This is a genomic window from Burkholderia sp. MSMB1588, assembly GCF_001546925.1.
GTDB classification, from domain to species: Bacteria; Pseudomonadota; Gammaproteobacteria; order Burkholderiales; family Burkholderiaceae; genus Burkholderia; species Burkholderia humptydooensis.
The window spans coordinates 1,680,570-1,703,971 of record NZ_CM003770.1 but is presented as its reverse complement, the minus strand read 5'-3'; the positions used below and the strand labels follow the sequence as shown (position 1 = coordinate 1,703,971).

Below are 23,402 nucleotides of genomic sequence, written 5' to 3'. Positions count from 1 at the left end.
GCGATGAAGCGATTCGTCTCTTTCTCGCTGCTGCCGGCGCTGCTGCTGCTCGCCGCGTGCAACCAGCAGGAGTTGCTGAAGAACCTGACCGAGCAGCAGGCGAACGACGTCGTCGCGGTGCTCCAGGCGCACGATCTCGCCGTGCGCAAGGAGGACCTCGGCAAGACCGGCTATGCGGTCAGCGTCGAGCAGGCCGACTTTCCGACCGCCGTCGATCTGCTGCGGCAATACAACCTGCCGTCGCAGGCGCGCGTGCAGATCGCGCAGGCATTTCCGGCCGACGCGCTCGTCGCGTCGCCGCAGGCCGAGCAGGCGCGGCTGCTGTCGGCCGTCGAACAGCGCCTCGAGCAGAATCTCGCCGCGCTGCAGAACGTCGTCAGCGCGCGCGTGCAGGTGAGCTATCCGCTCAAGCCGTCCGACAGCGGCAAGCCCGACGCGCGGATGCACGTCGCCGCGCTCCTCACGTATCGCAACGACGTGAACGCGGACATCCTCGTGAGCGAAGTGAAGCGGTTCGTGAAGAACAGCTTCACGAACATCGACTACGACGACATCTCGGTCATCCTGTATCGCGCGCCGTCGCTGTTCCGCGGCGCGCCGACGCCGCCGGCGTCGCATGCGGGCGCCGCGTGGCTCTACTGGCTCGCCGCCATTCCGGTCGCGCTCGCGGCGGCGGCCGCGGGCGGGCTCGCCTGCCAGCGCCGCAGGCGCGCCGCCGCCGCGCGCGACGCGTCGGCGAGCACCGCGCCCGACGGGCCGGTCGGCGCGGCCGCGCCGGACATCACCGATGCGCCGGCCCCGATCGACGCACTCGACGCACCCGACACGGCCGCGCACTTCGACGCGGAGAACGCGCCGGATGCATCGCACGCGTCGCGCGGCGCCCCGCCGGAGGCGCGCCGATGAATCCGCACGCATTGATGCAGGTGATGTACGGCCCGCTCGGCTATGCGCATCCGGATCATCGGACGATCGCCGGCGTCGACCTCGCGCGCGTGCCCGCGGACGTCGCGAACCAGTGGCTGATCGATCATCATCGCCTCGACACCTCGATCGATTGCGATTGGCGCGGCGCGCCGCTCGCGGCGCCCTGCGTCGACCATTGGGCGCGGCTGCCGCGCATCGCGTTCCTGATCGGCGTGCAGCGGCTGCGCGCGGCGCTCGTCGAGCACGGGCGCTACGTGCGGCTCGATGCGTCGAGCCAGCGCTTTCTGTGCGTACCGCTCGCGGCCGTGCCTAAAGCCGCGTGCGCCGGCGCGCCCGACGACGACGCGATCGTCGCGGCCGGCGCCGCGTGCGTCGCGGCCGCGCTGCGCGACGCGCCGCGTGCGCTGCGCCAGCGGCTGCCGCTGCTGTTCCCGCGCGCGCATGCGACGCGGCTCGCCTCCGAACTGGGCGGCGCGCGCGACGATGCGTGCGGCGCCTCGTCTCCCACGCTCTTCTCCTTCGCGGTGAATCATGCGCTCCTCGACCCTGCGCCAGTTTCCTGACACGCTCGCGCCGCTGGCCGGCGTGCTGCTCAAGCGCGCGCCGCTGTCGCAGGCGGCCCGCGCCGAACGATTGCTCGACGAAGCGAGGCGCCGCGCACAACGGCTCGTGCGCGACGCCGAACGCGACGCCGATGCATGCCGCGCGCGCGCGGCGACGGCCGGCTACGAAGCCGGGTTCGCCCGCGCGATCGCGGAAGTCGCCGCTTGCATCGAGCGGATCGACGCGCAGCGGGCGACGTTGCTCGAACGCGTCGTCGACGATGTCCGCTGCTCGCTCGAACGCCTGCTCGACGATCCCGATCTGCTGCTGCGCATCGCCGGCGCGCTCGCGAGCCGGCGCGCGTGCGCGGCCGACCGCCCGCTGCGCGTGTCCGTGCCGGCGCACGCGAAGCGGATCGCGCCCGCGATACGCGAACGCCTGAACGACGCGTATCCGTCGGCGCAGGTCGTCGTCGCCGACACGCGAACGTTCGTCGTCGAATCGGACGAGGCCATTCTCGAATTCGATCCGCGCGACATCGCACACGAGCTTTGCGATGCGGCGCTCGCCGCGTGCCGCGCGGCAGCCGGGACCGCCGACACTTCAACCGAACAGGAGCCCATGCCATGACGCCCTTGCAAACCGCGACACACGCGCAGACTGACGCCGTCGATCGTTCGACGGAGCGCGACGCACCGAAGCCGTCCACCCCGCTCGACGAGATCATGAGGCGATGGCTGATCGACGACTTCAAGCAGCAGGTGATGTTCCCCGACCCCGACGATCCGAGCGCCTGCCCGACGTTCGACGGCAACGGCAGTTGGTGATGGCGAGCGCCGCCTTCCCCCGCCGCTCCCCCATTCGCATTCGCACCGCGTGATTCGCGATGCCGCCCCCGGCATCGCTGCGCATCCCCCCTCGTCGCACACGCCGCACGAAAAAGACGACGTGACGCATCGACCACGAAACGCATGCGCCACATGCACCGGCGCACCTTCTCTCATCGATTCCCGCGGCGTCTCTTTTTTCTCGCCGGGCGCTTTTCAAGCGCAATTTCCCATTGAAATCGTGCAATTCGCACACCGAACTTCGGCATCATTCGAGCTGAATCGCCGAGACACACAATTGAGCACTATTCTTAAATAATTGCTTACGACAATTTCGTAAAAGATAATGCAGCATCTGTCTGTTGTCGAGGTCACAAGAAACGCTTTAGGACCATTCACTATCGGGGCGCCATACGCCGCTCGCTTTATCCGGATCTCCGCGACGGATTGACGCAGATGCCGCCCAACGGCGCGGCAGCGCGGCTTCCACACGCGCCGCCATTGGTCAGTACTCGAAAAGAAATACGCACGATGCGCAATTCGACGCGCACTCGCTCGAGTCGGCCCATATGAGGCGATTCACATCGCCTTCGAATGACTTTTCAAACAGTGAGAAACGCCATATTTTGAGCAAGTACCAGATCGACGGCAGTGTCATATTCGATAGTCAAGCGATGACGCTTTCTCGCGGCGACATCGTCACCACGCTTACCGCCAACGAAACCGAATTGCTTTGCATCTTGATGCAGGGCACGGCCAGCAAGCAGGCCGTGATCGAGCACATCTGGGAGAGCAAGGGGCTCTTCGTCACGGAAGGCAGTTATCACCAGCTCGTGCGCGCGCTGCGCGTCAAGCTCGACGAGCAAGGCATCCCGCCCACGCAAGTGAAGACGCTGCCGCGGCTCGGCCTTCGCTTCCTCGGGTTCGCCGAGCCGCTCGACGAATCGCCGCCTGTTTCGGATGCGCATGCCGCGCCCGCTTCGTCCGAACCGGAGCCCGCCGCCGCGCCGGCCGACGCGCACGCAGCACACGCCCCGCTTGCCGCACCGATCGCACCGATCGCATCGAACGAGCCGGACGCACCGCATGCGCCGGATACATCGACTACGCCGCGCGCGACTCCCGCGCCGCCGCCGCCCGCCACGCGCGCGACGCATGCGCGATCGCCACGGCGCCGAGCGGCGTATCTCGCGATCTACGTAACGCTCGCGGCGTGGGCGAGCGTGCTCACGTGGCAGACGTTCCGGCATCGCGACAACACCTTCCGGTTCCGCTTCACGCGAACCATCGACGGCATCCACTACTTCTCCGACGGCCGCATGAACCAACCCGATCTGCTGAAAGCCATCGACGTCAAGCCGCTCAAGGGCAGCTTCGTCTACGAGATCGAGCTGGGATCGAACGACTGGCTCGCGGTATGCCCGGAATCCATCTACGAAACGCCTGAACTGTGCCAAGCCTATTTCTTCGAAAAGAGCAACTGATCGCACTGTGCGTCTTGGTGCTGAGCGGATGGACGGCCTGGTACGTCACGGTCGGCGCGTATCGCGACCTGCCGCGCAGCAAATGCGTGATCCGCCAGCCGCGCTTCGTGCTGAGCAAGGACGGCGTGACGCGTCAGGCCACGCTGTCGACGTCGTTCTGGCTCGACGTGCACCGCGTGCACGTGTCGGGTTGCTTCGAGCACGAGAAAGTGAACCTGTCCATCGATCGCAGCGGCTCGCTGCAAACGCTCTTCAGAGGCGACGGCTCGCTGCTGTGCCGCGTCAACCACGTCGCCTATACGGCGCGCGACAGCGCGGCGTCGCAGCCGCTGCCGTCCGCGCTGCCTGACGTCGGCGACGAAATCGACCTGCGCTTTCGCAAGCTCGCGTCGAACGCGTGGATCGTCGAGACGGGCGACGATCGCGCCGGCATGTGCGTCGCGCAGCCCTGAGCGGCCGCTTCGCTTCGCATCGCGTCGCCGCGAACGGCTTTCGGTCCTCGCGCGGCCAATCGATCACCGCGCAAGCCCGTCGCGACAATATCGCGCCGCCGTCCGCCGTGCCGGCGGCCATCGCATCATGCGGCGCGTCGTTTTTCCGCATCATCGGCCGCCGCGCCATTTCATCCTTCCGGACAAATATCGCCATTCGGCGCGCCACTCATTCGCCCGATCTTCGCTGACAAATTCAAAACTCAGGCAATCCGGGTTAACAATCAGATCCTCGCGAATCAATGGAATATTCACAAAAAATACCATCAACAATCCAATTGAATATCCAGAAAAACTGAATATGACCGCCGTTGGCGGCCCGCATGCGCGCCGCGCATTCCACCGAGCCGCCTCGCGAGCAGCGCCGCCCCGCCGCCCGCACCACGCGATTGCCGCCCGGCGCGCGCCGGCGGCTCGACATCGGCGGCGCGCCCGATGCGCCGCACAGGATCATTTCAGATTCCTCACCAACGCCTGACTCGATTCACACCGAAACAATGAAACATTAATTTTTTGGTAAATATCTTGTAAATATTGAATTGGCCTCCTAGCATGCCTCTGCAGTTCAAAGGTACCTCTCATGTTTAATGCTTGCAGTTAATGCATTTTGAATAATCACGCAATCATTCATTATCTGGGGGATTACATGAAGAAACTATCTTGCCTGCTGTCGATCACCGCGATTTCCCTCGCGTGTGTCAGCGCGTTTGCGCAAGCCGACGATCCGCAGGCCGCGGCCGACCGCGCGCTGCAGTTGATCCAGCAGAACCCGTCCACCTTCAACCTCGCCGCCGGCAGCGCCGCGCGCACGCTGAAGTTCGCTGGCGTGCAGGCGAAAGCGCCGGCGGACGGCGACCAGTTCCAGGTGCGCGACGTGATCGTCGACCCCGACGGCACCGAGCACGTGCGCTTCGACCGCTTCTACGCGGGGCTGTCCGTGATCGGCGGCGACGTCGTCGTCCATTCGAGCCAGGGGCGGCTGAAGCAGGCGAGCCTCACGCAGCTCGCACCGATCGATCTCGCGGGCAAGATCGGCAAGATCGGCGAGCGCTTCGTGGTGCGCAACGCGCCAGACGTGGGCGCGGACGCGGCGCTGCGCGTCGCGTCGAAGCGTTTCGGCGCGGACGTGCGCCGCGTCGACGGCGCGGCGCTCGTCGTGTTCGCGCGCGACGCCGCGCCCACGCTCGCCTATGCGGTGCGCGTGTACGGCAAGGCGACCGACGCGCACGGCGAAGCCGTGATCTACTACATCGACGCGCGCACGGGCAGCGTGCTCGACGCGCAGGACCTCATCAAGACCGCCTCCGTGACGGGCACCGGCCGTTCGCTGTACTACGGCAACCTGTCGCTGACGACCGACCAGACCGGCACGAACGCGTACCGGCTGCTCGATCCGACCCGCGGCGGCGGCTCAGTGTACGACGGCCGCGGCCTGAGCTCGGACGAAGTCGAGCAGTCCACCGATCTGCCGATCTTCACGAGCAGCACGAACGTGTGGGGCAACAACACGACGAGCGACCGGCAAACCGTCGCCGCCGACATCGACTACGGCCTCGCGCTGACCTGGGACTACTACAAGGCCACGCACAACCGCAACGGCATCTTTAACGACGGCCGCGGCGTGAAGAGCTACGCGCACGTCGTGTTCGACACCGGCAGCGGCACGACGGGCGCGAACGCCGCATGGCTGTCGTCGCGCGTGATGGTGTACGGCGACGGCGAGCCGGGCACGCGCCTGCCGAAGCCTGTCGTGTCGATCGACGTGGCCGGGCACGAGATGAGCCACGGCGTGACCGAGGCCACCGCGAACCTGAATTACTCGGGCGACGCGGGCGGCCTCAACGAATCGACGTCCGACATCTTCGGCACGCTCGTCAAGTACTACGCGAACAATCCGAACGATCCGGGCAACTACGTGATCGGCGCGCGCATCACGAGCGGCGGCCTGCGCAAGATGTACAAGCAGGATCTCGACGGCCGGTCGTACAGTTGCTATCCGTCCGGCGGCTTCTCGTGGATGAATCCGCGCCACGACCCGCACTACACGTCGGGCGTCGGCAACCGGTTCTTCTATCTGCTGGCGGAAGGCCCGGTCACGCCGTCGACCGATACCGGGCTGTCGAAGAGCCAACTGGTCTGCAACGGCGACACCGGCTTCGGCGGCCTGGGCCGCGACAAAGCGGGCAAGATCTGGTATCGGACGCTGACCTTGTACCTGACCACCTACTCCAGCTACCCGAGCGCGCGTCGCGCGTCGATCCAGGCGGCGAACGACCTGTACGGCGCGAATTCGGTTGAAAGCGCAACGGTCGCGCGAGCGTGGAGCGCCGCCGGCGTGAACTGACGGCGCGTCGCGGGCCGCGCGGCAACAGTCGCGCGGCGCGTCCGGCCCGCGGCGCGATACGGGGCCCGGCCGATACGGGGCCCAGCCTCGCCGCCGGCTTGTCTCTTCGCGGAAGCTTCCACAAAAGCGAACAAACTTGTTCCGATTATTTCGCTTTCCGCCGATTGCCTCCTCCTCTTACCCTTGCTGCACCCGAACGCGCGCCGCCGTCCGGCGCCGGCATGCGCACGGGCAATGAAGACAATCGAAACCGGAGACATCACGTGTCGCAAGTCCGCCCTCTTGCTACTGCCCCCTATTCCCCGCCAGCCGGGACCCTCGCCCGCCTTCGCTCGATCTTCAGCGGATCGGTCGGCAATCTGATCGAGTACTACGACTGGTACGTGTACTCGGCGTTTTCGCTGTATTTCGCGAAGGTCTTCTTTCCGTCCGGCAGCCAGACCGTGCAGTTGCTCAACACCGCGGCGATCTTCGCCGTCGGCTTCGTGATGCGGCCGATCGGCGGCTGGCTGGTCGGCCTGTACGCGGATCGCAAGGGGCGCCGCGCCGCGCTCTTGATTTCGGTGCTCGCGATGTGCGCGGGTTCGTTGATCATCGGCCTCACGCCCGGCTACGCCAGCATCGGCATCGCGGCGCCCGTGCTGCTCGTCACCGCGCGGCTGCTGCAGGGCTTGAGCCTCGGCGGCGAGTATGCGAGCTCGGCCACCTATCTGAGCGAGATGGCCGACAAGACGAACCGCGGCTTCTATTCGAGCTTCCTGTTCGCGACGCTGTCGCTCGGCCAGTTGCTGGCGATGGCGGTGCTGGTCGCGCTGCAGCAATTCTTCCTGAGCGCCGCGCAACTCGAAAGCTGGGGCTGGCGCATTCCGTTCCTGATCGGCTCGCTCGCGGCGGGCGTCGCGATCTTCCTGCGCCGGAACATGGAAGAAACGGAATCGTTCGAGCAGCACCGGCAGAGCCGGCGCAGCCGCGCGTCGGTCGCCGGATTGTTCCGGCACAAGCGCGCCTGCCTGATCGTCGCGGGCCTGACGCTCGGCGGCACGGTCGCGTTCTACGCGTACACGACATACATGCAGAAATTCCTCGTCAACAGCGCGGGGATGAGCAAGGCGGACGCGTCGATGGTGTCCGTCATCAGCCTGATCGCGTTCGTGCTGATGCAGCCGGTGTTCGGCAGCCTGTCCGATCGCGTCGGCCGCCGCCCGCTGCTGATCGCGTTCGGGGTGCTCGGCACGCTGTGCACGGTGCCGATCTTCAGCGCGCTGACGACGGTGAAGACGATGGGCGGCGCACTCGCGCTGATCTCGGCGGCGCTGCTGATCGTCAGCCTCTATTCGTCGGTCAGCGCGGTCGCGAAGGCCGAGCTGTTTCCGGTCGAGATCCGCGCGCTGGGCGTCGGCCTGCCCTATGCGATCACGGTGTCGCTGTTCGGCGGCACGGCCGAGTACATCGCGCTGTGGACGAAGAGCATCGGCCACGAGACCTGGTTCTTCTGGTACGTGTCCGCGTGCGTGCTGGTGTCGCTGCTGTGCTATCTATGGATGCCCGATCCGAAGGCCGTGTCCTGCATCGACCGGGATTGAATCCGGTTCGTCGTCGTGCGTTGCGCCGATTCCCGCGCTGATTCCCGCACCGCTGCGCCGCGAAGCGACGGGACGCGACGCGACGTGTCCCGACGCACACCGAACGCCGGCTCAGCGAAAATCCGCGTGCTGCCGCACGAGCGCCAGCATCGACGGAATCAGCCCGCGCATGTCGCCGCGCCGCCATTGGAACGCATAGTGGAGCGGCGACAGCGGCGGCTCGCTCGTCAGTTGCACGAGGCCGCCGCCCGTTCGCGCATCGGCCCAGCCGGTGGGCAGGAAACCGATGCCGACGCCTTCGCGCAGCATGCCCGCCACCGCGCTCCAGTTGTTGCACGCGATGCGTCGCGGATGATTGATTCCGCACGCGAGCAGCCATTCGTCGAGGATGCGCGTAACGCCCGAGCCCGAGGGCAGGATGACGAGCGCATGGCGCGCGAGCAACGCCGGCGTCAACGTGCGCTCGCCGCCCGCCAGTTTTTCCGCGGCCATCCACGCGAACCGGGCTTCCGTCACCGGCTGCGACTGGATGCTGCCGCGCGACGAACGGCCCGCGATCACCGCGAAATCCAGCTCGCCCGCATCCACCTTCTCTTCGAGCGCTGCGCCGACGTCGACGTACGGCTCGAGGCTCAACTGCGGATGCAGTTTCTGCACGGCCGCGACGAAGCGAGGCAACCACGTCAGCGCCGACAGCTCGCCCACGCCGAAGCGCAGGCGGCCCGTCAATCCCTTGTCTTCCGCGAACGCGTCCTGCAGCGCCGCGACGGATTCCAGCACGCGAACGGCGGCCGGCAGCAGCGTTTCGCCGTCTTCGGTCAGCACCGCGCGATGGCCGCTGCGGTCGAACAGCGTGCGGCCCACGGCCTGCTCCAACTCGTTGATCCGCTTCGACAACGACGAGATCGACAGATGAAGCCGCTGCGCCGCGGTCGAGAAATTGGCGCAGGTCGCCGCCCAGTAGAAGGCGTCCAGTTGCTTGAGCGTCGGAGTTGCCATGATTCTTCGCTTTTATCGAACGATTTCGTTTGAAGATTATCGCTTTTTATCGATGCCTCGGCTGCATAGAATGGCTGCGTCGCGTCAGGAAAGCCCACTATGAGCACCGTTACCTCCCCGATCGTCGAACAGAACCGGCCTGCGGCAAGCGCCGCCGCCAGGCCGCCGCGCGTCCTGCGGGACGTGCTGAGCCTGCACGACTTCGAGGCGAAGGCGCGCCGCGCGCTGCCGCGCCCGATCTTCGGCTACGTCAGCGGCGCGGCCGAAGACAACCGCACCCGCGACGACAACCGCGCGGCATTCGACGAATACGCCTTCGTGACGCGCGTGCTGCGCGACGTTTCGCAGCGGCAGCAGGGCGTCGAACTGTTCGGCCGGCGCTACGCGTCGCCGTTCGGCATCGCGCCGATGGGCATCAATGCGCTGTCGACGTATCGCGGCGACGTCGTGCTCGCGCGCGCGGCGCAGCGCGCGGGGATCGCGTCGATCATGAGCGGCTCGTCGCTGATCCCGCTCGAGGACGTGGCCGCCGCTGCGCCCGACACGTGGTTCCAGGCGTACCTTCCGGGCGACGCCGGCCGCATTCGCGCGCTCGTCGAGCGCATCGCGCGCGCCGGCTACCGGACACTCGTCGTCACCGTCGACATTCCTGTGTCCGCGAACCGCGAAAACAACGTGCGCACGGGTTTTTCGACGCCGCTGCGCCCAAGCCCGCGCCTTTTCTGGGACGGGCTGACGCGGCCGCGCTGGCTGCTGCGCACGTTCGCGCGCACGCTGCTCACGCACGGCATGCCGCATTTCGAGAATTCGTTTGCGACGCGCGGCGCGCCGATTCTTTCCGCCAACGTGCTGCGCGATTTCTCCGCGCGCGATCACCTCAACTGGGCGCACGTGCGGCAAATCCGCGAGCAATGGACGGGCGAGCTCGTGATCAAGGGCGTGCTCAGCGTCGACGATGCGCTGATCGCGCGCGAAGCGGGCGCCGACGGCATCATCCTGTCCAATCACGGCGGCCGCCAGTTGGACGGCGCCGTATCGCCGATGCGGGTCCTGCGCGACGTCGTGCAGGCTGTCGGCGACGGGTATCCGGTGATGATCGACAGCGGCTTTCGCCGCGGCTCGGACGTGCTGAAGGCGCTGGCGCTGGGCGCGCGGATGGTGTTCATCGGGCGGCCGTTCAACTATGCGGCGGCGGTGGCGGGCGAAGCCGGCGTCGCGCATGCGATTCGCCTGCTGCGGGAAGAAGTGGACCGGAACCTGGCGATGCTCGGCGTCAACGGCTGCGAGCAGTTGACGCCCGATGTGCTGATTCGCAAGCGTTGACGGCGGCGGGCGATTCCGTCGCCAAGCGCCGCCAGACGCTGCCGCAAATGACCACGAACGCCCGAAAACGCCCCGCTGCCAAGGCGTTTCGGGCGCTCGCCGCCGGCTTCGAAGCGCCGCGCTACGTGCGCTTTTTCTCCTGCAACGCGCGAATCCGCATCACCGCCGCGGTGTCGCGCACCGTCGATTCGTACATCTGCGCGAGATCGTGCTTGAGCGCGGTGCGCGAGCCGCCGTCGAGATACACCATGTGCCCCGACGGATAGAACCGCGCGGACAGGTTCTGCCGTACCGTCGGCGCCTCGAGCGGCATCTGCTGCAGATCGAGCACCGTCTGGTAGAACGGCGTGACGAAATCGTAGAGACCGTTCGCCGACAGCACCTTCAGGTCGACGTTCAGCGCCATCGTCGCGGCGAGATCGCCCGCCGTGTACAGGATCACGTTGCCCTTCGGATCGACGCCCTGCTGCGCGCCCGTCGGATCGATGTGGCCGAAGTCCCAGTACTTGAACGCCTGATCGTTCAGGTCGGTGAACGACGAGTTCGACGTGTACTTCAGTTGCTCGTTCAGATACGCGTTCCACATCGCCGTGTAGACGCCCGACACCGCCGTCATCGTCGGATCGTTGCCGCCCGAGTTCGGATCGATCTTGCCCGCGATCCCCGATTCGATCCCCGTCACGCGGCCGTCGTACGCGCCGAGCGCGAGGCCGCGCGCCTTGAGCAGCGTCGTGAGGAACAGCGAGTTGCCGCGCGTGTCGTAGCCCGCGATGTCGAGGCTCCACGACAGCAGCGTCGTCGTGTCGATGCCGGTGTAGTCGGACAGCTTCTTGACGACGGCCGCGTCGGCCTGCGGGAACTTGCGCAGCGCGCCGAGATAGTCGGTGCGCGCGAACTGCGCGACCTCCTCGACGAACGCGCCGAGATCGGCCGGCGCCGGCGCGACGCCGAGCCGCTTGTGATACCACGCGTCGGCCGCCGCGGTCGGCAGCGCGCCCACCGGATTGCCCGCCTGCCGGTAATCGAGGATCGACGACTGCAGCGTGATCCCGTTCAGGTCGACGCCGTCCTCGTGCAGCTTGTACGCGAGCACGCAACTGCGCGCGGTGCCGTACGATTCGCCGAACAGGTACTTCGGCGAGTTCCAGCGGTTGTTCTTCGTCAGATAGCGCTTGATGAACTGCTTGATCGAGTTCGCGTCCTGATCGACGCCCCAGAAATCGCGGTTCTTGCGCGGCGCGATCGCTGCCGAATAGCCGGTGCCGACCGGATTGATGAACACGAGGTCGCTCTTGTCGATCAGGCTGTCCGGATTGTCTTCCATCCGGTACGGCGCGGGCGGCGTGAAGCTCGGCATCGACGTGCGGATCCGCCGCGGCGCGAACGAGCCAAGCAGCACGAACACCGCCGACGAGCCCGGCCCGCCGTTGTAGAAGAACGTGACGGGGCGCGTTTCCTCCTGCTGGCCGTCCTGCGTGAACGCGACGTAGAAGATCTTCGCGGCCGGCTGCGAACTGCTCGCGTCGACGGTCACGAGGTGGCCCGCGGCTGCCGTGTACGCGATCGTGCGGCCGTCGATCTGGATCGTGTGGTGCGTGATCGCCGCGGCCTCGGTCGTGTCCGCCACCGAATCGTCGGGACCGTTGCCGTAGGCGAGCGGGTCGAAGAACGGCTGATCGCCGTCGTCCTTCGGCGTGACGACGATCGGCGGCGGCGCGTGAACCGAAGCCGAAGCGCCGTGATGCAGCGGCTGCACGCCGCCGGAAGAAGTCGAATCGATGCTCATCGTGCTGCTCCTTCTGTTCTATTGAGGGTGCATGAACGAATCGTCAATCGTGCCAAGCCGTTTGCCGCCAACGCCGGCCGCGTGCGCGCCGCGGAAGGCGAATCACGCCGGGCCGGCTTCGGGCCGGCTTCGCGCAATGCGCTGCCGCCGCTGCCGCCGCTGCTTCACTGCTGCTTCGCCGCAGCGGCGGCGACACGCCGTTGCGGCGCCGGCATCGCCGCAACGGCGAGCCGGGAATTCGAAATCATCGTCGCCGCGCCGGCCGCGCGGCGCTTATGGCGCGTCACGTCGCCGCCGGCGCGATGATCGCTTCGTCGGGGGTGCCGTGCATCGTGCACCGGCGCCGCCGAACCGCCGCGGCTGGGCCCAGCTCCGGCCGTCCCGCACAGCAAAAATCTCCGGCACCCCGCCTCCGGCGTCAAGCGCCGCAACGCCGCAGCCCGCGTGCCCGCGCACCTGCGTGCCCGATGCGTCGGCGCGCCGGCATGCGCGACGCCGCGCACCGTCTCGCCCGCCGCCCGTCAACCCGCCGCGCCGCTCTTCAGCGCCGCCGCGACCTTCGCGCCGTCCGGGCTGCCGAGCCCCGTGCACGCGTCCCAGCCCGGCGTCGCCGCATACGCGCCGTTGTCGCCCACCGAGACGTCGTGCAGCGCGCCCGCGTTCCGGTACAGCTTCGGGTTGATCCAGCCCGCGGGGCTGCCCGCCGCCGCGTTGATCCGCGCGACGAGCGCGGCCCACAGCGGCGCGACGGCGCTCGTGCCGCCCATCACCGTCGACGTGCCCGCGACGAGCACCTCGTAGCCCGTCGCGGGCGACGCGTCACCCGCGACGTCCGGCACGCCGCGCTTCGCGAGCGGCGACGCACTGCCGCCCTGCGCGAGCGTCGCGCTCAGGCCGCTCTGCCACTGCGGCGCGTCGAACACGGTGCTGACGCCGCCGCCCGTCGCGCCGCCGCCCGCCGCTTCGTCGTTCCACACGACCTCGCTGCGAATGCCCTGCCCCGGCAGCGCGTCGAGCCGCGTGCCGCCGCACGCGAGCACGTACGGGCTCGACGCCGGGAAATCGACGTGATTCGCGCCGTCCTGCAAGCCGTCGTTCGAGCCGTCGTCGCCGGACGCCGCGCACACCGTCACGCCGAGCGCCGCGGCCGACTGCAGCACGCGGCCGAACGCCTGGATCGATTGCGACGTCCAGCTAGCCTCCGCCGCGCCCCAACTGATCGACACGACGGACGGCCGGTTCGTCGTGTCGTGCACGGCCTGGTTGACCGCCTGGATGAAGCCGGCGTCGCTGTTCTGCGCGAAGTAGATGGCGAGCGTCGCGCCGGGCGCGATCGCGCCCGCGACCTCGATATCGAGCGCGACTTCGCCGTCCGGCCCGCTCGGATCGCCCGTCGGCGCATTGCGGCCGGCGCCGACGTTCACGTCGACGAGCTTCGGCTGCCGCGCGAGCCCGAGGCCGCTGAAATACTGCTGGACCTCGGCCGGCCGATAGCCGCCGCCGAGCTCGACGATCGCGATGCACTGGCCCGCGCCGTCGCCGGGCGGGAAATCGTAGAGCGCCGCGATCTGCGGCGGCGTGAAGGTGACGGCCGTGCCACGCGCGGGCTGGAAGGTCGGCCGCAGCCGGAAGTGCGGCCGGGCCTGCGGGCGATTGTCGAGCCCGAGCACCGCGGTGACGACGTCGTGCAACTCGTCCGGCAGCGTGATGTCGCCCGTGCGGCCGCGATACTGGCCGATCGTCCGGTGCTCGAAGCGCTCGAGCTTCACGCCGAACGCCGCCTCGAACTGTGCGATCGTGCCCGTCAGCACGACGAGGCTCTCGACCGGATCGACGCGCGCGACCGCGAGGCCGTGCCGCTGCGCGAACGCCTCGACTTTCCCGACGTCGTCGGGATGGGCGCAGAAACGCTGGGCGAACGCTTCGCGCGAGACCGGCTTCGCGTTCGGATCGCCGCTCGCGAGGCCTTGCAACAGCGAATCGAGGTGCTGCTCTTCCTGCCGCCGCAACATCACCGCCACATGAATCGTCTCGGCCGGATCGCACGGGCCGATGCACGTGGATTCGGCGACGATCTGCGATTCGTTGCCGGCGTGAAGATGCCTTGCCATATTCGGATCCTCCAGAAGCCGTGATAACGGGTTGCCAGGATTCGGACACGGTCGCCCGATCGCAGTTCCGGGCGGTATGTCGGACGGCGCACACACGCCGCCACGGGGACCGTGCGACAGTACGGCAAAGCAAGTGTAAAGCACGCGCGGCGATCCTGCGCACGCATCTCGAGCGCTCGCGACGGCCGTTCGCTCGGCCGTTCGCGACGTTCGACGCGCCGCGCGAGACGCGCTTGCGCACGGGCGGCGCGCGCGGCGCGCCGATTCGGGCGATTTCAGGCGATTCCGGGAAATTCGCGGTTAGTTGCCTCGCGTGCGTCGATCGCGTCGTGCATCGATGCCGATGCCGGCACTCGCGCGCGTCGCGTCAGCCGATCGAGTCAGTCGATCGACAGTCGCAGCTCGAAGCCGAACAGCACGGCGGAAAACGTCCAGCGCTGCGCGATCTGCGCAAGCGGATGCGCGCGCAACCATCCGGCGATGCGCGCCGCGCCGGCGACGCACGCGAGATCGAAGCATAAGCCCGCGAGCACGAGCACCGCGCCGAGCGCCGCCATCTGCGCGATCACCGGCGCGCCGCCCTGCTGGACGAACTGCGGCAGCAGCACCGAGCAGAACAGCAGCGCCTTCGGGTTGAGCAGATTGGTGAGGAGGCCCTTGGCGAAGGTATGACGCAGCCGGGCAGCGGGCGCGCCGTCGTCGGGCAACGCAAACGCCGGCGAGCGGAAGATCTGCACCGCGACGTAGGCGAGGTACAGCGCGCCGCCGTAGCGCACGGTCTCGTAGAGCCACGGCGCGCTCTTCAGGAGCGCGGCGATGCCGCACGCGGACAGCGTCACGTGCGCGGCGCGCGCGAGCCCGAGCCCGGCGGCGGCGGCCGCGCCGTGCCGCGCGCCGCGGCCGATGCCCGTCTGCAGCACGAACGCCATGTCGGGGCCGGGCACGGCGTAGACAGCGACGACGGCAGCGACGTAGACGAGCAGCAGATGAGCGGAAAGCATGATCGAACCCGGGTGGAAAAGGGCTCCATATTGCACCTTCCCGGCAAGGATTTTTTGGCTAATTTGGCCGTCAGATGCACCAAATTTATTGGAATACACTACTGGAAACCGATTTTTTAGAGCATTCCCACACCATGATCGATCTCGACAAAACCGACCGCGCCATTCTCGCCGCAGTGCAGCTCGACGGCCGCATCCCGGTCGCCCGCCTCGCCGATTCGGTGGGCCTGAGCGAAACGCCGTGCGCGCGCCGGCTCAAGCGCCTCGAAAGCGACGGCTACATCGAGCGCTATCGCGCGCAGCTCTCGCGCAACGCGCTCGGCTTCGGCGTCGTCGCGTTCGTGCTGCTGCGCTGCTCGGTTCACGACCGCAGCGTCGCGAACCGCTTCGAGCGCGAGGTGCTCGGCATTCCGCGCATCCTGTCGTGCCACAACGTGTCGGGGTCCGCCGACTATCTGCTGCAAGTCGTCGCGCACGATCTCGACGACTACGGCACGTTCCTGCGCGAGACGCTGCGCGTGCTACCGGGCGTCACGTCGATCGAGTCGGCGCTGTCGCTGCGCGAGGTGAAGCGCGAAGCCGAGCTGCCGATTCCGTGACGGCGCGCGGCTGCCAGTGCCGCGCCGCCGACGAACCGCACGCCCGAATCGCGCCTCCGAATCGCGCCCCCGAATCGCGCCTCCTTTGCGCGCTGTCATCAAACTGCCTGATCGCGACGGCTAGGATCGAAAGGTTCGTTCCAAACAAGGGCCGTCATGAACCACCCTCTGTCCGCTGCGGCGAGCGAAGAGCTCGGGCGCACCCGGCATCTGGGCGTCGCGCTCCTCGTCGCCCTCCTCGCAGCCGGCGTCGCGTATGTGTTCGTCCACCTGTTCGCGGATCTCGCCCCCGTCGGCGGACGATCGGCGTTTCCGTATCTGCTGCTCGGCGTCGCGCTCGCGATCGCGCTCGGCTTCGAGTTCGTCAACGGCTTCCACGACACCGCGAACGCCGTCGCGACCGTCATCTACACGCATTCGCTGACGCCGAACGTCGCGGTCATCTGGTCGGGCATCTGGAATTTTCTCGGCGTGATGGCGTCCACGGGTGCGATCGCGTTCGGCATCCTGCAACTGCTGCCCGTCGAGCTGATCCTGCAGGTCGGCCACGGCGCGGGCTTCGCGATGGTGTTCGCGCTGCTGATCGCGGCGATCGCATGGAATCTCGCGACCTGGTATTTCGGCCTGCCTTCGTCGAGCTCGCACACGCTGATCGGCTCGATCATCGGCGTCGGGCTCGCGAATCAACTGATGCACGGGCCGTCCGGCACAAGCGGCGTCGACTGGGCGCAGGCGGCGGGCGTCGGCAAGTCGCTGCTGTTCTCGCCGATCGCCGGGTTCCTGTGCGCGGGCCTGCTGCTCGTCGCGCTGAAGGCGCTCGTGCGCGTGCCCGCGCTGTATCTCGAGCCGCAGACGAACGAGCCGCCGCCGTTCTGGGTCCGCGGCCTGCTGATCCTGACCTGCACCGGCGTGTCGTTCGCGCACGGCTCGAACGACGGGCAGAAAGGCATGGGGCTCATCATGCTGATCCTGATCGGCACCGTGCCGACCGCGTACGCGCTCAACAAGGCGGTCACGCCCGGCGAGACGCAGACGTTCATCGCCGTCGCGCATCGCGCGTCCGAGGCGCTCGCGCACTATGCGGGCGACGCGCCGCCGTCGCCGAACCCGCGCGCCGCAGTGCAGACGTACGTGCAGTCGCGCCGCCTGGGCGGCGCGACGCTGCCCGCGGTTCGTCAGTTGTCCGACGCGCTCGCGGCCGAAGTCGGCGCGACGGGCTCGATCGCGAAAGTGCCCGATGGCCAGGCGGACAACGTTCGCAATACGATGTATCTGGTGTCCGAAGCGCTGCGCCTGATGGAGAAGACCGGCCAGCCGGCGTTCTCGCAGGCGGACCGCCGCGCGCTCGACGACTATCGCAAGCACCTCGATCACGCGACGAAGTTCATTCCGACCTGGGTCAAGGTCGCGGTCGCGATCGCGCTCGGCCTCGGCACGATGGTCGGCTGGCGGCGCATCGTCGTGACCGTCGGCGAGAAGATCGGCAAGCAGCATCTGACGTACGGGCAAGGCGCATCGGCGGAAGTCGTCGCGATGCTGACGATCGGCGCGGCCGATGCATACGGGCTGCCGGTGTCGACGACGCACGTGCTGTCGTCCGGCGTCGCGGGCACGATGGCCGCGAACGGTTCGGGGCTGCAATGGAGCACGGTGCGCAGCCTCGTGCTCGCGTGGGTGCTGACGCTGCCCGCGTCGATCGTGCTCGCGGGCGCGCTCTATTGGACCTTCCACGCGTTGCTCTGACGCGCGCGGCGGAATGACGGCGCGGCGTGCGGCGGCGGCGTGCAACGCGCGGCGCGAATTGCAGCGCAAGATCCGGTGTGCGTGGAATCGCCCGCCTCGCTAGACTGGCCGCATCGATCCCCCCACGATGCAGCGAGGAAGCGCCGATGAATACGATGTCCGAACCACCTGTGGCGGCCGCCCGCGCGCGCGACGAAACGGCGAGCGGCGCGTCGCGCGAAACGGCGCTCGCGCAACGGATCGACGCGCTGCCGTGGGCGTCGATCGAACGGGATCTCGACCGCGACGGTCACGCGATCGTCCGCGGGCTGCTCGCGCCGCGCACGTGCGAAGCGCTCGCCGCGCTCTACGCGCGCGACGCGCTGTTCCGCAGCCGCGTGACGATGGCGCGCCACGGGTTCGGCCGCGGCGAATACCAGTATTTCGGCCACCCGCTGCCGCGCGCGATCCACGCGCTGCGCACGTCGCTCTATCCGCACCTCGCGCCGATCGCGAATCGCTGGCATGCGCGGATGCGCATCGACGCGCGCTTCCCCGCCGAGCACGAACGATTCATCGAACGTTGTCACGCGGCCGGGCAACGGCGTCCGACGCCGCTGTTGCTGCGCTATCGCGAAGACGACTACAACTGCCTGCATCAGGATCTGTACGGCGAACATGTATTCCCGCTGCAGGCGGCGATCCTGCTGTCGAAGCCGGGCGCCGATTTCACGGGCGGCGAATTCGTGATCACCGAGCAACGGCCGCGCATGCAATCGCGCGTCGACGTCGTGCCGCTCGAACAAGGCGACGCGGTCGTCTTCGCCGTTCATCATCGTCCGGTGCAAGGCGCGCGCGGCACATATCGGGTGAATCTTCGGCATGGCGTGAGCCGCTTGCGCTCCGGGCAACGATACACGCTCGGGATCATCTTTCATGATGCGCTGTGACGCCGACGCTCACGCCGCCGCGGGCACGGACTGAACGAGCATCACGACGGCCGACGCGCGCAAATCGATGCGCATGCGCCGCGTTCCGCGCGCTCGACCACGCACGCCGGGCCGAACGAATCCCAATGGTTGCGCATGCATCCATCTGTCGCGATGCGCGCACACGGCTGCGCTATTTCGCGAACACCGGCGGCCACATGCCGCAACCGGTGCTGCGCGCGCTGCGCGACCTGTTCCCGCACGCATCGCCGTATCTGATGTACGGGCTGACGGAAGCGTTCCGCTCGACCTATCTCGACCCCGCCGAAGTCGACCGTCGCCCCGACTCGATCGGCAAGGCGATGCCGAACGCGCGGATTCTCGTCGTGCGCGAGGACGGCGCGCCATGCGCGCCGAACGAGGTCGGCGAACTGGTTCACGTCGGCGCTTGCGTGACGCTCGGCTACTGGAACGATGCGGCGCGCACCGCGCTTCGCTATCGGCCCTCGCCCGAGGTGAAGCCGGGCGGCGCGCCGCGTGAGACGGCCGTCTGGTCCGGCGATCTCGTGCGCCGCGACGACGACGGATTCCTCTATTTCGTCGCGCGCAACGATGCGCAGATCAAGCGCTCCGGCTACCGGATCAGCCCCGAGGAGATCGAGGATGTCGCGCACGCGAGCGGGCTCGTGGCCGAAGCGGTCGCGCTCGGCGTGCCCCACGACGAACTCGGCGAATCGATCACGCTCGTCGTCGTGCCGCTGTCCGCCGATTCGTTCGCGCACGACGCGCTGCGCGCATGGTGCGCGCAGCAGCTTCCGCCGTACATGGTGCCGCATACGATCGCAACCCGCGCGTCGCTGCCGCGCAATCCGAACGGAAAATTCGATCGCGTCGCGCTGCGCGCGGACGCGGCGAATCTCGTCGAAACGCTCTGAAGGCCGGCCGGATCGCCGCGCGAAATGCGGCGCCCGCTCGCGCTCCGCCACGAATATATTCGCTCGCCATTTTCCGACGAAAACAAGAATTTACCGCACATCTAATAAGCCCGAATCCGCCCGAATAATCACTCACCGCCACTCCCCGCTGGCAGCGATTTCCCGCGACGATTCCATGCTTACTCGCTCCCCGCATAAAAACTTGCCGACGCGAAAATGAAATGAACTTGCCTATTGCATCGCAGCATCGGTTTAAAATGCCGATCGCTGCGTCAATCTGCTCGCACCCCACCACCTCGTCATCCGGATCGTTTCAGGCAGCGAAAAATACCCGGCGCATCGAGATAAAAATATCGGACGCTCTCCCAAAATGAACCGCCGATTATCCGAACGCCGCTCTTGCAATCGTTATTGCATTTGATATTATTTGCAGACAATTTCAACGTCATTGCGTTATCCGATTTTCATTGGCGACGCGTCCCCAACCCGGTACACGGCACTTTCGAAAGTCTTGATTTTCAATAACGGGGGCATGCAAATTGAGCAGGCTGCTTCAACGCGAATATCGAACAGGTGGAGACGACGGTGCGGGGTCGTCGTCCGGGGAAAGCGCTTCGACACCGATGCTCTCCGCCACCTTGCCGGAGTCGCGCGACGTCCGCACGCTGATCGAGACTTTCAGGCAGGCGGCGCTGCAGATCGGCTATCAGCACCATGCGATCGTCGAACTGTCGGGCGCGTCGCATCCGGCATCGATCGACGTCGTCTCGCTGCACTATCCGTCGGAGTGGGTCGAGCATTACACCCGCAGCGACTACTTCGCCATCGATCCCGTCCATCGCGCGGCATTCCAGTACAGCACGCCGTTCTCGTGGAACGACATCGCGACGTCGAATCTGCGCGAACGGCATCTGCTGATGGAAGCGGAGGACGCGGGACTCGACAACGGCATCAGCATTCCGCTGCATCAGCCGCTCGGACGCGTGCTGCTGGTCAGCCTGTCCGGCACCGCGCCGACGCACGACGCCGACGCGAAATGGCGCAACGCGTATCTGCTCGGCATGCAGTTCAATCTGCAGTTCCAGAGCATGCGCACGTGCAGCCCGATTCCGCCGTCCGTCCATCTGACGGACCGCGAACAGATGTGCCTCACGTGGGTCGCGCGCGGCAAGTCGTCGTGGGTCATCGCGAACATGCTCGACATCTCCAAATACACGGTCGACTTCCACATCGAGAACGCGATGGAGAAGCTCAACACGCGCAGCCGCACGTTCGCCGCTGTGAAGGCCACGCGACAGGGGCTCATCTTTCCATGAGCGCGCGGTCCATCCGGATTCGTTAGCGCCGCCCGTCTCATCCGCCGCCGCCATCGTCGCCCTGCCGCGGCGAGGCTGCGTCGCGCGCGAGCCTCTCGCCCCTCACCGCTCATACGCGATCGGACGCGCGCTGTCCTCACGCCAACGATCGATCCATCGGAGAACCAAGCGCCATGTCATACATCATCGCGGGCCGATTGAACGAACTGCCGCCGCACGTCCAGACCGATCTCGGCGCGTATCGCTACGACGTGTTCGTCCGCCGGCTCGGCTGGACGATCGCGGGTCGCGCGCATGACGATCATGCGGAATGGGACGAGTTCGACGGTCCGTCGACGGTTCACGTCGTCGCGCTCGACGACGCGCGCGAAGTCTGCGGCTATGCGCGCCTGCTGCCGACGACGGGCCCGTATCTGCTGCGCGACGTGTTTCCGCATCTGCTCGGCTCGTCGCCCGCGCCGCAATCGCCGGCCGTCTGGGAAATGTCGCGCTTCGCCGCGTCGCGCCGGCGCCGCCGCGCGACCGGGCGCGAGCCGCTCGGGATGGACTTCTTTCCGTCGGTGCTCACGGTGGCCGCGTCGCTCGGCGCGACGCGCGTGGTCGGCGTGATGACGCTGTCGATCGAGCGCCTGTACCGCCGCTCGGGCATCGCGCTGCATCGCCTCGGCAACGCGATGGCGTCCGCGGACGGCAGCCTGTCCGCGTGCTCAGTCGACCTGCCGTGCCTCGCGTTCGCGCCGCTGGGCCGCAAGCAGTGCGCATCGTGTCTGTCGATGCATTGAGCGTCGGCGCGGGCGCCTCGGGCGAGACGCGCGTCTTGTCGTTTTTGCCGATTTCTTGCCGATTGTTTTTTGGCGATTTCGCTGCGCGCCGCCGAATTGGGCGATCTCCTCTAACCGCATCGTCAGCGCGCCGCCCGGCTCGACCGCTCCGGAACCCGAATCGGCATCCGCGTCACCCCGTCTTGACTCGGTTCCGATTTTGAACCTACGATCCCAACCACTACATCAGTTGATGTAACATTCATCGATGGATTCCTGACCGTCGACCCAACCGGAGCGTCACGCCATGTCCGATCCGAATCCCGCCGCGGGCGCGTTGCTCGCGCAGCCGCTCACGCTGCCGAACGGCGTCGTGCTGAAAAATCGCATCGTGAAATCGGCGCTGAGTGAAGCGCTATGCGGTCACGACGGCCGCGTGACGCCGCAGTTGATCGCGCTGTACCGGCGCTGGTCGAATTCGGGCGCGGGCCTGCTCGTCACCGGCAACGTGATGATCGACAGCCAGGCGCGCGGCGAGCCCGGCAACGCCGTGATCGAGGACGACCGCGACCTGCCGCGCCTGCGCGAATGGGCCGCGGCCGCGAAATCGCACGGCAGCGAGGTCTGGATGCAGATCAATCACCCGGGCAAGCAGGCAATACGCGGACTCAACGCGGAGACCGTCGCGCCGTCGGCGATCGGCTTCGGGCCGAAGCTGTCGCCGTATTTCGCGGTGCCGCGCGCGCTGACGAGCGCCGAGATCGACGATCTGATCCGGCGCTATGGGACGACGGCCGCCATCGCGCAGCAGGCGGGCTTCACCGGTGTCCAGTTGCACGGCGCGCATGGCTATCTGATCAATCAGTTCCTGTCGCCGCAGCACAACCAGCGCACCGACGAATGGGGCGGCAGCGCCGAGAATCGCCGGCGCTTCGTGCTCGCGGTGTATGCGCAAGTGCGACGCCGGGTCGGCCCGGACTTTCCGATCGGCATCAAGCTCAATTCGGCCGATTTCCAGCGCGGCGGCTTCACCGAGGAAGAATCGCGCGACGTGATCCGCGCGCTCGTCGATGCGGGCATCGATCTGGTCGAAATCTCCGGCGGCACCTACGAAGCGCCCGTGATGCAGCTTGGCGACCGCAAGGCGTCGACGATCGCGCGCGAAGCGTATTTCCTCGCGTTCGCCGAGAAGGTGCGCGCCGAAGTGACGGTGCCGCTGATGGTCACGGGCGGCTTCCGCAGCCTCGCCGGCATGCAGGCGCCGCTGCGCGACGGCGCGCTCGACCTGATCGGCCTCGGGCGCATCCTCGCGATCGAGCCCGACGCGCCCGCGCGGCTGTTGCGCGGCGAGGAAACGCGGCATCGCGTGAAGCCGCTCAGCACGGGCGTCAAATACCTCGACAGCCTCGGCTCGCTCGAGATCACGTGGTACACGCGGCAGCTCCATCGAATCGGCAAGGGGCGCAATCCGATCCCCGACGAGAACGCGCTGAAGTCGTTCCTGCTCGATCTGTCGTCGAAGGGCTGTGCGATCTTCAAGGCGAGGCGCCTGCGTGCTTCGTCATCCGAAGCGTCGGCCGCTCATGGATCGACGACGTCGATCGCCGGCGGGCAGCGGCACGACGCGCATTGAACAGACCCTAGCAGGCTGTTGAAAAGCCCTCCGTCATGACAACCGGAGCGCTGGTTAAAAGGATTTCACGTGCGATCAAGCGGTGAAT

General features: G+C 67.3%; 21 protein-coding genes and 2 pseudogenes. 18 read left to right on the top strand and 5 right to left on the bottom strand.

What is annotated here, in order from left to right; translation table 11 throughout:
- Positions 1-3 precede the first annotated feature (3 nt).
- From sctJ to WS92_RS34375, 7 genes and pseudogenes are all read left to right on the top strand, one after another.
- A complete protein-coding gene (gene sctJ / locus WS92_RS06790; RefSeq protein ID WP_059930372.1) occupies positions 4-906 on the top strand; it encodes a type III secretion system inner membrane ring lipoprotein SctJ in 903 nt (300 codons plus the stop codon).
- A complete protein-coding gene (locus tag WS92_RS06785) occupies positions 903-1,490 on the top strand; it encodes a type III secretion apparatus protein OrgA/MxiK (RefSeq protein WP_059930369.1) in 588 nt (195 codons plus the stop codon). The genes sctJ and WS92_RS06785 overlap by 4 nt, the downstream gene beginning before the upstream one ends.
- Positions 1,459-2,134: pseudogene (gene sctL, locus WS92_RS06780) on the top strand (type III secretion system stator protein SctL). Before WS92_RS06785 ends, sctL begins: the two are co-directional and overlap by 32 nt.
- Positions 2,097-2,297 carry a hypothetical protein gene (locus WS92_RS35630; RefSeq protein ID WP_015603952.1) on the top strand — a complete coding sequence of 67 codons (201 nt, stop codon included), beginning with the start codon at positions 2,097-2,099 and terminating at the stop codon, positions 2,295-2,297. Before sctL ends, WS92_RS35630 begins: the two are co-directional and overlap by 38 nt.
- Before the next feature lie 569 nt (positions 2,298-2,866).
- A complete protein-coding gene (locus tag WS92_RS06770; protein ID WP_059930367.1) occupies positions 2,867-3,781 on the top strand; it encodes a winged helix-turn-helix domain-containing protein in 915 nt (304 codons plus the stop codon).
- Between the two features lie 14 nt (positions 3,782-3,795).
- Positions 3,796-4,233, top strand: coding sequence for a hypothetical protein (locus WS92_RS06765; protein ID WP_015602968.1), 438 nt, complete (start codon positions 3,796-3,798; stop codon positions 4,231-4,233).
- Entirely contained in the window at positions 4,215-4,463 is a 249-nt protein-coding gene (locus WS92_RS34375) for a hypothetical protein (protein WP_141667984.1), read from the top strand. The genes WS92_RS06765 and WS92_RS34375 overlap by 19 nt, the downstream gene beginning before the upstream one ends.
- A gap of 26 nt (positions 4,464-4,489) precedes the next feature.
- Here the strand turns inward: WS92_RS34375 and WS92_RS34370 are convergent, their stop codons facing one another.
- Positions 4,490-4,726 (bottom strand): hypothetical protein, encoded by a 237-nt coding sequence (locus WS92_RS34370; RefSeq protein WP_141667983.1) that lies wholly within the window; start codon positions 4,724-4,726, stop codon positions 4,490-4,492.
- 192 nt (positions 4,727-4,918) lie between these two features.
- Here WS92_RS34370 and WS92_RS06760 point away from each other — a divergent pair, with 192 nt between their 5' ends.
- Positions 4,919-6,616 (top strand): M4 family metallopeptidase, encoded by a 1,698-nt coding sequence (locus WS92_RS06760; RefSeq protein ID WP_059930365.1) that lies wholly within the window; start codon positions 4,919-4,921, stop codon positions 6,614-6,616.
- A 263-nt stretch (positions 6,617-6,879) separates the two neighbouring features.
- Positions 6,880-8,199, top strand: a complete 1,320-nt coding sequence (locus WS92_RS06755) for an MFS transporter (protein ID WP_015602916.1) — start codon at positions 6,880-6,882, stop codon at positions 8,197-8,199.
- A gap of 111 nt (positions 8,200-8,310) precedes the next feature.
- Here WS92_RS06755 and WS92_RS06750 read toward each other — a convergent pair whose 3' ends face one another.
- Positions 8,311-9,198 carry a LysR family transcriptional regulator gene (locus tag WS92_RS06750; RefSeq protein WP_006028932.1) on the bottom strand — a complete coding sequence of 296 codons (888 nt, stop codon included), beginning with the start codon at positions 9,196-9,198 and terminating at the stop codon, positions 8,311-8,313.
- Between the two features lie 99 nt (positions 9,199-9,297).
- On the opposite strand from WS92_RS06750, the gene WS92_RS06745 reads away from it, so the two are divergent.
- The gene (locus WS92_RS06745) at positions 9,298-10,521 is read left to right on the top strand and encodes an alpha-hydroxy acid oxidase (protein WP_059930363.1); all 1,224 of its coding nucleotides are present in this window, start codon (positions 9,298-9,300) and stop codon (positions 10,519-10,521) included.
- Between the two features lie 121 nt (positions 10,522-10,642).
- On the opposite strand, the gene WS92_RS06740 is transcribed toward WS92_RS06745, so the two are convergent.
- Positions 10,643-12,307, bottom strand: a complete 1,665-nt coding sequence (locus WS92_RS06740; RefSeq protein ID WP_015602780.1) for a S10 family peptidase — start codon at positions 12,305-12,307, stop codon at positions 10,643-10,645.
- Here WS92_RS06740 and WS92_RS35625 point away from each other — a divergent pair.
- Complete coding sequence (locus WS92_RS35625) at positions 12,263-12,613, top strand: hypothetical protein (protein ID WP_156442984.1); 351 nt, start codon at positions 12,263-12,265, stop codon at positions 12,611-12,613. The genes WS92_RS06740 and WS92_RS35625 overlap by 45 nt on opposite strands.
- Positions 12,614-12,828: 215 nt before the next feature.
- Here WS92_RS35625 and WS92_RS06730 read toward each other — a convergent pair whose 3' ends face one another.
- A complete protein-coding gene (locus tag WS92_RS06730; protein WP_015602619.1) occupies positions 12,829-14,418 on the bottom strand; it encodes a S53 family peptidase in 1,590 nt (529 codons plus the stop codon).
- A gap of 380 nt (positions 14,419-14,798) precedes the next feature.
- Positions 14,799-15,419, bottom strand: a complete 621-nt coding sequence (locus tag WS92_RS06725) for a LysE family translocator (protein WP_059930358.1) — start codon at positions 15,417-15,419, stop codon at positions 14,799-14,801.
- 134 nt (positions 15,420-15,553) lie between these two features.
- Here WS92_RS06725 and WS92_RS06720 point away from each other — a divergent pair, with 134 nt between their 5' ends.
- From WS92_RS06720 to WS92_RS06690, 7 genes and pseudogenes are all read left to right on the top strand, one after another.
- Positions 15,554-16,018: an Lrp/AsnC family transcriptional regulator gene (locus tag WS92_RS06720; protein ID WP_006028937.1), complete on the top strand. Its 465-nt coding sequence runs from the start codon at positions 15,554-15,556 to the stop codon at positions 16,016-16,018.
- A 156-nt stretch (positions 16,019-16,174) separates the two neighbouring features.
- Positions 16,175-17,761 (top strand): inorganic phosphate transporter, encoded by a 1,587-nt coding sequence (locus WS92_RS06715; protein WP_059930357.1) that lies wholly within the window; start codon positions 16,175-16,177, stop codon positions 17,759-17,761.
- 146 nt (positions 17,762-17,907) lie between these two features.
- A complete protein-coding gene (locus WS92_RS06710; RefSeq protein ID WP_059930355.1) occupies positions 17,908-18,690 on the top strand; it encodes a 2OG-Fe(II) oxygenase in 783 nt (260 codons plus the stop codon).
- A 152-nt stretch (positions 18,691-18,842) separates the two neighbouring features.
- Positions 18,843-19,604, top strand: a pseudogene (locus tag WS92_RS06705) (AMP-binding protein); the annotation flags it as partial.
- Between the two features lie 623 nt (positions 19,605-20,227).
- Positions 20,228-20,920 (top strand): N-acyl-homoserine lactone dependent regulator BpsR3, encoded by a 693-nt coding sequence (bpsR3, locus tag WS92_RS06700; RefSeq protein WP_006028942.1) that lies wholly within the window; start codon positions 20,228-20,230, stop codon positions 20,918-20,920.
- A gap of 173 nt (positions 20,921-21,093) precedes the next feature.
- Positions 21,094-21,702, top strand: coding sequence for an acyl-homoserine-lactone synthase (locus tag WS92_RS06695; protein WP_006028943.1), 609 nt, complete (start codon positions 21,094-21,096; stop codon positions 21,700-21,702).
- Between the two features lie 286 nt (positions 21,703-21,988).
- Positions 21,989-23,314, top strand: coding sequence for an NADH:flavin oxidoreductase/NADH oxidase family protein (locus WS92_RS06690; protein WP_006028944.1), 1,326 nt, complete (start codon positions 21,989-21,991; stop codon positions 23,312-23,314).
- Positions 23,315-23,402: the final 88 nt, after the last annotated feature.